The sequence below is a fragment of the Njordella aestuarii genome (genome assembly GCF_056494165.1).
The window spans coordinates 1,060,091-1,074,329 of the sequence record NZ_CM151397.1 but is presented as its reverse complement, the minus strand read 5'-3'; the positions used below and the strand labels follow the sequence as shown (position 1 = coordinate 1,074,329).

11 protein-coding genes are annotated in these 14,239 nt (G+C 49.1%); 3 read left to right on the top strand and 8 right to left on the bottom strand.

All coding sequences use genetic code 11. From position 1 onward, the window contains the following. Positions 1-158: 158 nt before the first annotated feature. Genes SH451x_RS04180 through SH451x_RS04165 form a run of 4 tightly spaced genes read right to left on the bottom strand, consistent with a single transcriptional unit; the run spans position 159 to position 4,443 of the window. On the bottom strand, positions 159-1,649 hold the full coding sequence (locus SH451x_RS04180) for a DUF1559 family PulG-like putative transporter (RefSeq protein WP_479361166.1): 1,491 nt from the start codon (positions 1,647-1,649) through the stop codon (positions 159-161). A 25-nt stretch (positions 1,650-1,674) separates the two neighbouring features. Continuing rightward, on the bottom strand, positions 1,675-3,243 hold the full coding sequence (locus tag SH451x_RS04175) for a hypothetical protein (RefSeq protein WP_479361165.1): 1,569 nt from the start codon (positions 3,241-3,243) through the stop codon (positions 1,675-1,677). 39 nt (positions 3,244-3,282) lie between these two features. Beyond that, positions 3,283-3,933, bottom strand: a complete 651-nt coding sequence (locus tag SH451x_RS04170; RefSeq protein WP_479361164.1) for a hypothetical protein — start codon at positions 3,931-3,933, stop codon at positions 3,283-3,285. A gap of 18 nt (positions 3,934-3,951) precedes the next feature. Next, the gene (locus SH451x_RS04165; protein ID WP_479361163.1) at positions 3,952-4,443 is read right to left on the bottom strand and encodes an RNA polymerase sigma factor; all 492 of its coding nucleotides are present in this window, start codon (positions 4,441-4,443) and stop codon (positions 3,952-3,954) included. 711 nt (positions 4,444-5,154) lie between these two features. Here SH451x_RS04165 and SH451x_RS04160 point away from each other — a divergent pair. Both SH451x_RS04160 and SH451x_RS04155 read left to right on the top strand, forming a co-directional pair. Further along, positions 5,155-5,532, top strand: a complete 378-nt coding sequence (locus SH451x_RS04160) for a hypothetical protein (RefSeq protein WP_479361162.1) — start codon at positions 5,155-5,157, stop codon at positions 5,530-5,532. 73 nt (positions 5,533-5,605) lie between these two features. Beyond that, positions 5,606-6,106: a hypothetical protein gene (locus SH451x_RS04155; protein ID WP_479361160.1), complete on the top strand. Its 501-nt coding sequence runs from the start codon at positions 5,606-5,608 to the stop codon at positions 6,104-6,106. 614 nt (positions 6,107-6,720) lie between these two features. Here SH451x_RS04155 and SH451x_RS04150 read toward each other — a convergent pair. Both SH451x_RS04150 and SH451x_RS04145 read right to left on the bottom strand, forming a co-directional pair. Continuing rightward, positions 6,721-8,037: an ABC transporter ATP-binding protein gene (locus SH451x_RS04150; RefSeq protein WP_479361159.1), complete on the bottom strand. Its 1,317-nt coding sequence runs from the start codon at positions 8,035-8,037 to the stop codon at positions 6,721-6,723. A gap of 3 nt (positions 8,038-8,040) precedes the next feature. Then, positions 8,041-8,961 (bottom strand): ABC transporter permease, encoded by a 921-nt coding sequence (locus tag SH451x_RS04145; protein ID WP_479361158.1) that lies wholly within the window; start codon positions 8,959-8,961, stop codon positions 8,041-8,043. 361 nt (positions 8,962-9,322) lie between these two features. Here SH451x_RS04145 and SH451x_RS04140 point away from each other — a divergent pair, with 361 nt between their 5' ends. Beyond that, the gene (locus SH451x_RS04140; protein ID WP_479361157.1) at positions 9,323-10,381 is read left to right on the top strand and encodes an alpha/beta hydrolase; all 1,059 of its coding nucleotides are present in this window, start codon (positions 9,323-9,325) and stop codon (positions 10,379-10,381) included. 173 nt (positions 10,382-10,554) lie between these two features. On the opposite strand, the gene SH451x_RS04135 is transcribed toward SH451x_RS04140, so the two are convergent. After that, positions 10,555-11,352, bottom strand: coding sequence for a class I SAM-dependent methyltransferase (locus SH451x_RS04135; RefSeq protein WP_479361156.1), 798 nt, complete (start codon positions 11,350-11,352; stop codon positions 10,555-10,557). Between the two features lie 298 nt (positions 11,353-11,650). Then, a complete protein-coding gene (locus tag SH451x_RS04130; protein WP_479361155.1) occupies positions 11,651-13,894 on the bottom strand; it encodes a hypothetical protein in 2,244 nt (747 codons plus the stop codon). Between the last annotated feature and the right edge of the window lie 345 nt (positions 13,895-14,239).

Below are 14,239 nucleotides of genomic sequence, written 5' to 3'. Positions count from 1 at the left end.
ATCGGTAGAAAACTTTTCTCACTGCAACACGACGCAAGCAATATATCCTCCGTCAGCATTCTGACATGAGGTGAGTCACTGCCTACCAATCATGGCGAACTTCAGTTCAATGTGCAGGATAAAGCTGGCCGAAGCCTGAGAATGAATATTTAATCGCCTTATTGCTGCACATCAAAATCCTCGAACGATATCTGCTCTCCTCCGTTCATCGAAAAAAGCGCCATGATTGTCACTGGCGAAATCTCAGAATTGAGTCGCCGTATAGATCCATCGACGAAGCCTGCGAGGAACGTATTTTCCCCATCGGCCGTTAGACCAGCGAAAGGATCCGTCTCATTCACTGTAAGATCTTCAGGTTTGGTCCACACCACTTCTTGACTCGGCGCGGACTTCACTACCCAAACGGTTATGCTCGTCCCATCAGTGACGCCGCTAAAACTGACAGGGGCGCCTGGTTGCCCCAGCGCAGAGTTCTTGGTTAGCACAGCCAAATAGCGAGTCTTCCCCTGAGCTGTATTGTCGCCGAATACCGCAGGCATCTTTTGGATCAAACTTTGGTTATGCTCACTGTCCCATGCTTCATCTAAATGGAATTGATCGTATAAGTCTTTGTGCCCAAGGTAAGGCAGAAGCAATACTCGCCAGCTTAGCAAACGCTTGCCCGTTGCGTCCGTTAAGGCTTGAGGCGGGAAAGTATTTTTGGCTGCTACGAAATTGTGAAATGCGAGACCGATCTGGCGTAGATCGTTCATCTCTTCCCGCTGCTGTGCTTCTTCTTTTGCTTTCGCTGCAAGCAACAGAATAAGTTCCGCCTGCCCTTGCTTTGAGATTGTCACTCGTGCACCCTCGGCAACAAGCAACGCCGATGCTGACTCGCTCTCGAGAGTTTCATTTACAAATTGATTGACCAGATTGGTAAACTCTAAAGCATTGTCGGGCGTTTCAAATTCGGCGGTACCAATGATTTTTTCGTCGGCATGATCTTGGGAAAGGCTGAACCAATGCAAAGTTTGAATTGCTGTCAAGAATTCACGAGCCTTTCGAGTTTGTTCTTCGTCAGGCGTCATCTTTAACAACACCTCAACATATTCCCGAGGAATCGAACATGCAAAGCCATGGTGCCCTTGGCATTCTTTGATCGCTTTGACGAGCGATTCTGTCGGTTTGGAGGCCTGAACCATCACCTGATCGAGCCTTTGAGCGGTCCCCAGCGTTGCGAATACTGCATTAGCATCTTGCCCAAACGTAATTCCTTTTGTGCCATCGATCGCGCCAAGCTTCTCGATGCATTCCGAAGGATTCTTGCAGGGCAATACAGCAACAATCTCACTCGTATTGCCCAGCACGGCTGCGACTCCTGAGAGAAAATAGAGGCGGCCAACTTCGCATTCGCGCAAAGCCTGCTGCCAAGACCGCGCAGTTTGTATCGCTTGTTCCGGGATTTTGTCCCCGGTGAGATTCTGGAAGGTCTTCGTCAGTTCATCTAGCCTGATTTGTTCAACGTCAAGCCATGCAACCATACGCACATCCGATTTAATGTAGGGGGCGATTGCTGCGTGCTCTGCTTCGAGCACGCTTTGAGCCTGCGAGAGCGATACACTGGCCGATAGGTAGATTATGCATATAAGCTGCAACAGAAATGTTTTCATAGTGATCTCCGATGACTTCCATGGGCTATTGTTTGATTTGGATACGCAACGAATTTTCGCTTGACGGGATGGCTGGAACTTGGACAGTCAAAATCGCTGCGGTATGATTGCCATCTTCCAACCGCTGATAATGGATCAGTTGTCCGGTGAAGGTATCTGGCATCGCGGGCAAGTTGTCGAGTTCATCAAGTGTCTTTGGCAGAGTATTGTTATGCTCGCTAGCATACTGCCGTAATGCTTCGATGGTCATCAATCGATTGTGCCAAGTGACAACCCTCTCTTCCGCGATGATCGCTTGTGTGACGGCAGGGTACAGGACCTTTGCGAGAATCGTAGCCAAAGGATTGTCTGTCTCGTACGTCTGCGAAATCTTATCGCTCCCCTCCCGCACAGATTCACTTAGATGGTATGGCAAATAGACCGCCCTCCCAGCTCGATCACCCAGTTCACGCAGCGTGAATGAGGCATCCAGTACCATTATTTGCTCACGAGCCATGTTTTCCGATTTATCCATTGGTATTCCAAATTCGACAAGCTTTTCGCGTATCGGAGTCATGTCTATGGGAAACTGAGAAGCCATCATCAGGGATAGACCAATATTCAAATCGCCGACTCCTGATCCAGAAAATCCTTTAACGTCGCTGAGCGTCTCCTCCCACTTCGACTTCCAAGTGGCTTGGCTCCATGGGGCACTGCTCGCTTCTTCAAAGACAGGTAGCAACCTTTCTGCCATTGAGTATTCAAGTTCGATCGATGTCCTCAACGTCTGGTTGTCATGTGGTACCGTCGCAAGAGCCCAGTAAAGATTGGGACAACCTGGAGTTTGAATCGCCTGCTCGACAGCGTCCTGCATGATGCCTTCGATTGCATATCCGACAAGCTGCTCAATTAAAGTCTCACCATTTTTAGTAAAAGCCGCCAAACGATAGCCGCATCGTATGGTGTCGATTGCCTTGTCAAACTCCGCTCGTTGCAACTGAGCCTGAGCTTGAAATCTCAGCAAACGAGCAAGTGACCGAACCTCTTGAACCTCAGGTAACAAATACGAGTAGACTTCTGGTCCCTTCATATCTCGAACGCGACGATCCCAACTTTGATCTTCGCATTCCGACATCACCAAAAGTTCGTTGATCGTGTCCTGGAAAGGCCGGAGAACTTTGTCGATCTCTTCGGAGCTTATATCTTCTTCGGCCTGTTTCATCTCGAGTTCATACCAGGCTTTTTTACTCGCTTCCGAGGTCATTAATTTGTGTGTGATGGCTCGCGCAAAATGCAAGTAAGCATTACCCGGTTTGAGTTGACCGATGTGTGGCCAGAATCGATAACGCAAAGCTGGCTTGGGTTCCCCCTGGGGCTCTACTGTTAACTGTCGCGGTTCAATCGGTTGTTTCGGGCCATCCGCTGCGAGGTATGCATCTACGGTTAGGCTTGAACCGAGCTGACCATCGGTAGGGGATTCAACAGGAACTGCTGCCACGCTTCCGTTCTCGGCCAGTGACTTTTCCAGTTGGCCAAACGCATTGTGGCTACAAACGGAGGCCTGTAGCACACAGCATATCGTGCCCATAACAACGATCTTAGAAACGAGTTTCATAAATAATCCCTTGTAAATATTGGCAAATATTGCGATGTGTTAGAAAAGTTCTGACTCTAACTGATTGTGCAGCGGTCGAAGTCGAATCACGTCGCGTGGCTCGTCAATGTCAGGCCGGGGCGGTTCGGCGGCCAGCCAAGTACGTGGCAAACTATCTAATTGTTGCAAAGACCTTGTACTGACCGTCAATTGAATGGGTCGCTCATAGACTTCTTGATCGCGTACAGTTGATTGTTCTTTCGATTTGGCACTTATCCAGTGACTGAACGATAGTAAGCGGTTACGCAGAACTTGTGAGCGGTCGATGGAAAAAGCCAGTGTGTCGCTTGAGCTGTTGGGATCAACTGGCAGTGAACCTGCGTTGCTGTCTACTTCCTTAGGAGCGACGTCGGCGGCCATGTAGTTTGGTTTAGGCTGATTCCGCTCAGGTTGATCGAAAACGCGAAAACTGAACAGAGCGAGCATACTAGCGGCTATTCCGGCAATCAGTCCGCCAGCAAATGAGAAAGTGGATCGTGTTGATTTAGTCGCAGCGTTGGATTGATCAACCAATGCGGCTTCCCAACCGGCACGATAAAAAACTTCCTCAGGCGCAACAGTCGGTCGCGGGCGAAGCGCTCGCAGCTGCGCTTCGAATTGTCGAATTTCGTTTGGCTCGGAGGCTCGTAAGCTCTCATCATCGGGCAACATGTTTGACGGTTCCGTTCTTTAAATATTATGGTCAGTTACTTCAACGCCAAGAGCCTTGCGCAATTGGTTAATCCCGTTAGCGTACAATCGATGCGCGGTGGAATTTGACAATTCAAATTCATCAGCGATTTGTCGAAATGTCATATTTGCCCAGAGATGGGCTACTACGATATCCCGAGTTAGATTATCAAGTTGTCGGAGTGCAATTTGGACTTCGCTGGACGACAGTTCCGCGACGTCCTCTTGCTCGAACCAGCCATCGCGTGAGCCCCCAACCTCTGTTTCACGTTTTCCACGTCGATTTTCTGCGCGAGTTTGATCGACTGCCAAGTTTCGTGCGACTCGAACCAACCACGCAAGCGGATCGGAAGGCGTATCCGGTTGCGCTGCTAGTTTGATAAACGCTTCTTGAACACAATCTTCTGGCGAAACGCACCGCGAGCGGCATAGCAGAGTAAGCGCTGCCGCGTGTTTGTGCCAAAGCAGGGCTATGTGTTCTGCAGAAATCACAAAATTTCAAACATCGAAAGGGGAACAGACTCATGAACATGACGTCAGGCGTTCGAGCATTGTCCCAGAAATTTAAAGTTTTGCTGTTAGGCAGCGGACTTAAGAAAAAAACTCGTTCTTCTCGCTCGCTACATTCATTTGGAAGTGATATCCGCTTAAGACACACGTCGTATGAAGCCCCCACTCGAATGCCGCCAATTTAGCCCCTCGCCCCGCTTCGGGGAAAGGGGTTGGGGGTGAGCGGAGCCTCTGGATCAGCCGGAGTGCAATAGCACCAGGTTCACACGCAAAACCGGAAGCTTACGCGTTTCGGCTGATTCTTCCTTCAAGATTCAAGGTAAGCCAAGCACAAGTTCCTTGAATAAACTTTACATCAGATTTGCCCAAGTCAAAAACCGCTTCCTGACAAGCAAGACGTTTCCCAAAGCTTTGCACTTGCGAGCACAATAGCTTGACCTTGCCTGGATGTTCGACGCGAAAAACAACCAGTTTGGGTCCGTCATCAAGTGCGAGTTCATGAACAGAGCTTATCAAGCGCATACTGTGGAAATGTTTGGTATAATTCTTTGTCGTGAATGGCTGAATTCCTCCAGCTCTGCTTCGTGCTCCCCTAAGCAACTACCGATGAGATCGGAAATCATGAAACGCTCCTCTGCTTGTTTGCTGGTGCTTTTGTTATGCTTCGCGTCCTGTCGTGATCAGAGGATCCCTATGGAGGCTTTAGTACAAGAACCGCAACAAGTGATTGGAAAGCTCGGCTACCCTCTGGGTACTCAACTGAAACTGAAGTGTAAAAACGTAAAAAAAGTGTCATCTGATGAAGGGCCGGGCTGGGCTTACAAAAGCGTCAGAATTTTGCAAGTCAATGGAAAAGTTCTAACTGGAGAACCAGTGGATTTTCGATTTGAACTTGTTAAATCGAATATACCCAAAGAAAGATGGGAAGAAAAAACCAATGAGTTTGATGCGATTGGCTACGAAGGGATAGCGACTTATGGTATGCCCGATGGTCTAGGTCCTGGTGGAGGAATAGCGGTAAAGATGCACTTTCGCAATAATCCAGTCCTTTACTTGTTTACTGTTCCATAAATCGAGAGTATTCAGTACCAAAACATTTCGTTTTTAAGCCATTACTTCAGACCTAGAATGGATGACAATTGCGATGAAAATGGTCGATCGGGCTGTAATATGTTGGTGGATCTTTCTTATTCCACTATTGTTTTCGTCATGCGCAAAGAACGAAACAACAGTCGAATCGCTGCAAGATCCAGGTCGGATTATGGGGCTTCTCGGATATCCCGTTGGTACTCCGTTGCGTTATCTCCAATGTGAAATAATCACGCCAGTCGGTCAACTCGCACCAGATGGAGACAACCGTGTCGTCCGGGTGCTCTCAGTTAACGGGAAGCCATTGAAAGAAGGTTACGTCGATTATCCTATAGACAATGTATTTCTCGTATATCTTAGAGAAAGCGAATATTTAAAAGGGAGGTTTAAAGCAAAAGGCTATGAGAGCATTACGACGATTGTGAAAAGGAATGTAGGGCCTGAAAATACAGATGTGTGGATTTATAAGGTATTGCCAATGCTCTCTCTTTTTGACCACGTCAAAAATGTTGACGGTGTATTAGAATATCTTTCCGACGATGAAATTCCGTACTAAATCAGTGCAAGGAGCGTATCGTCAACTGAAGGAGCTAAAGCGTTTGATTTTTCTCCGTCCAAATTGCGATCAATGTCTTTTTTGAATTGAAACAGTAGAGATTCTGGACGCAAATGGTTGCTGCGGCCAATTAATTAAACTTCCGCAAAAAAATCGCGGACTGTATTGGTATGAACGCAATACTGCGACAGGATCGTTTCTGAGTTATTTGATTTGAGTCCCTGTCGCCGCACGAGACGATAGCTTGACGTAAAAGGGGACCGATTAAGTGCAACTTCGAATGTTTCGACGTCACCACCAAGTTCGTCTTAGTGGATCGATGCCCCCAAACGCAACGATTGGATCATCAGTCGACTGGGACAAGCCCAGTCGTGATGCAAGTGCAGGGATGCGTTAGGCTGGTTTTGATCCCGTTTCGACCGGGGCGAGCTCGGTCGGGTAACATTCCGCGTAGGGCGATGCGAAGTTTGCTGCTATGGCTTTTCAAGCTAAACTGCTCATCTAAAATGATAGTTCCCATCCAATACGTAGGTTTCGCGCTGTCACAGTTTATTTATGAGCCGCGATGGTTCACTATAGAATGGCAATGCGCCGGAGAGCTTGCAATCGTGCAGCTATGCTTGACGGCGAGTTTGCCATGTTAATCGCGGTCGAACTGCATAGGCATCCCAGATGATGTTGGTCGCGGCGGCACCTGGCGATGCATCGTGCACTTCGAAACCTAGCAAAGAATCCAAGACGCGATCAACTCGATTCGGTTCTTCACCAATCGCCAGCCCAATCACGTACCGGCGATTGTTCAAGAGGTTTGCCGGAATCGTACAAGTACAAACATATTGTCCTGGTTCCAAAATTTGGTCATAAGCTTCATCGGCGACAGCATTGGAACCCGGAGCGTTGATCGACCGCAAGATCTGCGTTCCTGATTCATCGGTCAACACGAGTTGCAAGCACACGCGGTGCCCTGGTTGCGTCACACGGTAAGTAATCTCAATGGCAACCGGAGCATCGAGCGTCAAGGCTGTCTCACGCCCTGTGCCAACGCTTCTGCAAAGCACGTTCTCAAGTTGTAGGTACTCGGTGCCAATATTTTGTGCCTGAGAATTCCACTGCGCGATCGAGGAAGTATCGGCGGTTGCTGACAAGTGTTGCTCGATAATCGAATCAGGTGTGCCGTCCGAGATTAGTTTGCCATCGCGAATCAGGACCGCTCGGGAGCAAAAGCTTGCGATCATCGGAAGATTGTGCGAAACCATCAGCACCGTTCGCCCCTGCTCGCGAAAATCGCGGGCCTTGCCAAGACTTTTCCGCTGAAACGCGGCGTCACCAACTCCGAGAACTTCGTCGACAATTAATACATCGGGATCAAGATGCGCAGCCACTGAAAAGCCCAACCGAATGAGCATCCCATTGGAATATCGCTTGACAGGCATATCGAGAAACTTGCCGACTTCTGCAAATTCCACGATCTCGTCAAACCGTTTGCGAATCTCGCGACGCGGCATTCCAAGAATCGCGCCGTTAAGGAAAACATTTTCACGACCTGTCAGTTCAGGATGGAACCCCGTGCCGACTTCCAACAAGCAACCGACGCGTCCCCGCACACCAACACGCCCTTTGGTCGGAGTCATGATGCGCGATAGTATCTTAAGCAGCGTGCTTTTGCCAGCTCCATTACTGCCGACAATTCCCAATGTTTCACCGCACGCAACTTGAAGATTAATATCGTCCAGTGCAAGAAACCTTTGAGGGCCGACGGCAGCGCGGCTATGTGTGGTTGAAGCGGCAACTGAATGACTCGGATCGTCCTGTCCACGTAGCTTCTTGCGAACCCATGTCGCAAACGCCTCGGTCGCGCGTTGGTAGTCGCCTAGCCCATCGATGACGAACTCTTTGCTGACATGGTCGATATCAATTGCGAGGTCTGGCATGCTTTAGATCCTATCCGCCAAACGTTCGTTCTGACGCCGAAACCACCACAAGCCACTAACGAGCATCGCGAGCGCTACACACAGCGCCAAGAAAGTAGAGCTTGCTGCCGGTGATGGTCCGCCAAGCACAAAGGCTCGAGCCCAACCGATTGCACTGGAAATCGGATTGGCTTGGTACAGCATTTTGACAATCGAAGGAATACGATCACTGAGTTGAATTTTTGAGCTGTCGTAAATGACAGGAGAAAGGAACATGCCGATCTGCAGCACAAACGGTAGTGCATAACCAACATCACGATAAAACGCATTCAAGCTCGATAGCCACGCCACACACCCTACAACAAAGACGCCAAGAGAGAACACGACGATTGGCGTGAGCCATATTGTCAGCCAGTTGATCTGATCGCCACTCAAATACACCACGACCGGTAGCAATGTAGAGGCGATGACTAGATCGAAGCCGGCGCACAGGACGGACGACAATGGTAACAGTAGTCGCGGGAACGCGATCTTCGTGATTACATGGCGGTAGTTCACCAGCGAGCCTGTCGCATCGCGCAACGAGGCGGCGACAAACTGCCAAAGCAACATCCCAACATAAATTACTGACGCGGTCGATGCATAGCGATTCGTAGCATCGGTCGGCTTGCCATCGACCAACCAAAAGATTGCAAGGAAAATCGCCATTCCTAGCGTCGGTTGCAATAAAACCCACAGCAGCCCGATGAAAACTTGGCGATACCGAATTTTGATATCACGCAGAAAAAACATCCACAGCAACTCTCGATACGCGAGCAGTTCCTTCAGATCCGCCACCAACCAGTTGCTGGTTTCCGGAAAGTATCGCAATGACGGAATAGACGATGCGTTACCTGCTGCATCGAGATGGGAAGAATCTGGTGATGATTGAGATAGAGAGCTCATACTGCTCGATGTTTTAGCGGCTTTTTTGTTCCTGTGTAGCTATGAACTGGAAAAACAGCCGACAGTGCAGAGCTGAGACGAGATAAAAAAATGGCTGAAGGGAATACGATCTTTCATGGGAACTTCGCACATTTTGCCGGGATATCGAAACTCGGGTTCTATTTTATAAACCCTTGAGCGTCGTCGGGTAAGTGTGCTAACGGAACGATGCGGCTTACTTGGTGTTAAAACGTCATGCGGAATTTTGCTTAGACTTTTCTGCTATGATTTCGGCTGGTCCATGCGTTCGGGCCTCTGGGAGCAACGCATGCAGATCGCCATTTTTCCCTATCTAATTTGTCTTATCGCGGAGTTGAAACCAATGAGAATGAAGTATCTGGCTTTGATTTGCGTCGTCGCTCATCTTCACATGACGTCCATATCAACTGCGGAAGACGCAGTAGTTTCGGGACCAACGAACGAAACGATTACGCGAACCATCGAAGACGGTGGGACCGGAAGCTACAAAGCGATCGTCGTGAGCGACAGCAGCTTGGCCACCCACGCCATTTATCGCCCCGCGGACCTGAGCAGCTTTGGTGACGCTGCCAAGCTCCCCATTCTGGCTTGGGGCAACGGCGCCTGCGCAAATTCGTCTCAGGAGCATCAGAATTTTCTGTCGGAGATTGCATCACGGGGGTATCTAGTGGTTGCAATTGGACCGCTGCAAGAAGAATCTCAGGGCGGCCGTGGTGGTAGAGGCGGCGGCACAAAGTCTTCTTTGCTGACTGACGCAATCGATTGGGCCGTTGCACAAAACGCAAACGAGCAAAGCATTTACTTTGGCAAAATTGATACCTCGAAGATCGCCGTTGCCGGTATGTCGTGCGGCGGACTGCAAGCTTTAGAAGTATCACCAGATCCACGAGTGTCTACGACTATGGTTTGCAACAGCGGCGTGATTGGCGGAGGTGGACCAAGCCGCCCTCGCGGCCCAGCAACTCCGGCCGCGGATAAAGCGGAAGAACAAACCGATGCGCCAAAAACTAGTGGCGAAAACGGTGACGTTGCCGCACCGCCTGCGCCGCCCGCTCGCCGTCCCGGCGGGATGCCCGGCATGCCTGCAGTAACCAAAGAGTTGCTTACCAAGCTCCACGCGCCAATCCTTTACCTGCTAGGAGGAGAATCTGACATCGCTTACCAAAACGGGATGGACGATTATCGCCGGATTGAAAAGCTGCCCGCATTTGTAGCTAACATGGACGTCGGACACGGTGGCACTTACGTGCGACCTCATGGAGGCGAGTACGCGACGGTAGCGGCCGCGTGGCTCGACTGGCAACTGAAAGGTGATCAAGAAGCGGCCAAGATGTTTGTTGGCGAAGACTTTGCTTTGTCCAAAGCAGAGAACTGGAAAGTCGAAAAGAAGAACATTCCTTAACTCGCAACACAGCAAAGCTGCTTGCTGCTGACAGCGACGCTTGTTCTTCAATGACGAGCGTCGCGTTCAGCTACACAAATCAATCATAACGGTAGGGCGCAAGCCCTCCGGTTCCGTGACACCGGACGGCTTGCGCCGTTCCGCTAAAATCAGAAACTGTTTCGGGGCAATTCCTACGCAGCTTTCGATTGCATACCTGTTCGATCTTGGAAATCTCTACAGATCTTGGAAACAGTCCGAGCGGCAGTGTTGCGATCCGGCCACACCACCACACCGATCCCGTATCCTGATTGTGAAGGATCTTCGACGAGCCGTTCGCTTTCGAAGTTTGGCTCGATGTAATCGCGGAAAAATTCTGGGACCTCGCCGACATAAGCTTGGCAAACGCCGTTGATTTGCTTTGCCGGCACAATATCGTGAAACGCAACAATGCTGCCTTGTCGAAGAAGCGGCGCGTACATCGCGAAATCTTGGAATACTCCATGCAGCGAGTGATCGCCATCGATGAACAAGAAGTCGATTGGCTCCCCCATTACGATCTGCTGCACCTGAGCAAGGGTACGATTGTCGTATGAACTGCCGCCGATGGTGAAGACCTGCTGATGCTCGATGGCCAGAAAGTCAAAACCCTTGGAACGATCTCCTTGGTGCACGATATCCAACGATAAAATTATGGCGTCGGATGAAGCGCATTGTGCAAAGAGAGCTAATGTCCCGCCGGTGTCGCAACCTATTTCGCAAACCACACGCGGTTTTAGCTGAGCGACTTTAGTGACCAGCGGCAAGATTTCATTTCGTCGTTGGTTGGATCGAAGGATACCTTTCCCAATTGCAACATCGACTTTCTGTTCAAGCGACTTCGCGCGCGAAAGTTTTCGGGAAAGCAAACTCGCAAATGCGGCATCCCAACAACGTTCAATGTTTGGGGAGGCGTAGCGATGTATGAGTCGGTTCAGTCGACGAAATGCCATGATTTGTTCCCTTCTTAAGAGCTGATCGGCTTTTACCAACTTGTCGAAACGATCGCTATATCATTGGTAAATCGGCTAACAACTAAACAGCTGTAGTCCGATCGCACTAATGCATGCAAAACGACTAGAAAGCAGCGCTTTCGAGGAGTTGCGAGCTAAGCGAGCAAATTCGACCGACCGGTTTCATGCACAAGAGCGGGGCCGGTTCGCGATCGAATCAATTCCAAAGCTTTCCTGCTAAGCGGATTTTCCCCTGTCTCTACCTCTTTTCAGATAACGCATTCGAACCATCCGTTGACTATTTCGGAAGCCGATCAACGGTATTTAAATCTCGAGTTTTCAAACGCTTCTCCGCTGGCAGCAACTGCTGAAAAATCAGCTGATTGCGAAGTTCAAGTAAAATATGGTCACCGTTCAGCATTACAAAAGCTTCGTTCGGCGCAAACAGCTTGATGCCATATCCGATCCGCTCGAATGATCGACGTTCGTAATCTATGCCAACCGCAAAATTGCATGTACGCAGTTCCAACTGCTTTTTGATCTGATCCACGTCCAACGGTTCTCCGGTCAGAATCAATACGACGTGAAGCCCCTTCCGACCGTACAACTCGTCTGCAATCTTGAGTTTTGTTATTAGGTTGGTCATCCATAAATCATTCTTGTCGAATGTTGCCAACAAGAGCCATTCGCCTTGTGTTTTCTGGGCGGAAGTTCGCAACTCAGAAAGCCATTCATCGACAACGTAATCTCTTGAAAAGCCTTGATTCTTGCTTGGCTCAGGCACGACAAAACTCCCTAAATCGAAATCGCCATGCGTTTCAGCGCTCCAATTTCGTCTGTTAGTTCCGCCAATGGGGCCAAGCGTATATTCGACGTTCGGCGACAGGCCACCAATTAAGAAACTGCCTTGCGAGTCCGTTCGCGGACCAAGCGGCGACAAGTGCTTTCTGCTCATGTACTCTTTGTCGGAATGTACCGAAAAGTACTTATCATATTGCGGTAATCCTACCTGATCTCTGAGTTGTCCATAAATCACGACCTCTTTTGAAAGCTGGATTTCGTTGGGCTGTTCGCGTGAGATGCGTTGCCTACCACGTTCGCCATAAATCGGGCGCATCGCATCGAAATAATACTCATCAGAATACAAGCTCAGCGATGTTCTGGGCGACTTCGGCTGCTCTGGTGAATATAGCAGTGCTGTCTCACGAATGCCTTTCGAAACAATCAGATGACTAGAGCGAGCGTCATATTCACCAGTGATCGCCAATGCGTCGTAACCAGACGCTTTACCTGCCAACATGATTGCATTGGCTAGTTCAGTTACCGGGATCGTCTGTTCAATAGACGCGTCATTGTCGAGTGACTCTAGTTGAAATGTGACTGCGTCGCCCGCTACCGCAATTGGAAATTCAAAATAGCCATCATAAGAAGTAGACGTTTCAAAACTCATCACCACATCGCCGCTTACCTGGGCCGTAACACGTCGATTAACCAAAGGAGATCCCGAGTCTCGGTCTACGGCAAAGCCATAAATTGTTTGTACAGGGTAGTAGTGGAATTGAATGTTAGTATCGGTCGGTTTCAGATCGATCGATTTGGGATACGAAAGCCCATTTGTTCCATTTGGATACACGCTGTATTCGCACTGGCCTCCGCCATGGCGTGAATGATCAAAGTTCCAGTCCACATTGAACTCAGCCACGCCATTTGAATCCGCGACAACGTACCAGTGAAAGCCTGCTGTTGCGCCGGTACCAGTCGATGCCGATAGATTGAAAAGCTCTGGGGCATTCCGGATCTTCGTATGATCGACAATTTTACAAGAAACTTTTGTACCGCGACGAAGCTCAATTGTTGAGTTTTTAATTGCGTTTGCCATCGTTGTGAATGTTGTGGCATATTCTTTGTGAGTAAATGTCAACGATGCCCTGTTCAAATTGAAGGCCCGTCGTGTTAACCACGGAATGGTCAGCACACCGTTACTATCCGATCGAGGTGACTTTAGCGAAGGAACTGCTTCAAGATCGCTTTTCGAAAAAAAATCGTCTGAATTGTAGTAGTTTGCAAACTCAACTCCTTCAATTGGCCTTTCTTCTTCATCGACGAACTTTAACACTATTTCCTCTGGCTCACCTACATGCAAACTCACTTCCTGTTTATTGTTAGTTGGAAAGAAGTATGAGGAGAGCCAGAATTCGTCCAAGGCAAGACAAGTCGACTTCGTTGGTAACGCAATTGCGAGAAAACTATGATCGAATTCAAGGTCTCGATACTTACTAGAAACTTTGAATTCAAAACTTCCATTCTGGTCTGTAACGGCTTTGTCGACGACAATTACATCTCGCTTGCCCGAGTACAATTTTGGCGAAGCCAGACAAACAACTTCAATCCCTTTTTTGTATATTCTCTTTGACGAATAAACAGTGCCACGAACGACGAAGTCTGCTGCAAACACACCTTGTGTTGCGACGGCAAACAAAACGAAGTAGACGAACAAAACATGTGACAGGAAGTGCATTGAAGTGTTTAGAACTTGCTTCATCGTAAACCATTGGACTTTTAGAAGTGTGATCAAATTGCGTAGTGCCTAAAGCGAATAGCCCATTGCTGGCAACCGCGGATTTTTCTGCATTCGCTTATTTTACAACAACACGCACCCGGATGGGTTTGGCATAGGGTGGATCTGAAAACTCTGTTGAAAATCATCGTCGCGGCTCTTGCTAGAAGCAATAAGGCCAGGACCGGGAACACCAGCCATAGCCACTTGGAATCGTTTTGACGTAGCACAGGCGACATCGCCTAAAACTAGTTCGGAAGCTCTGCCACCTGCGTAATAAAGGCGTGTCATTTCCGACAACGGTTACAAGTCGCAATCAGCTCGGGCGCA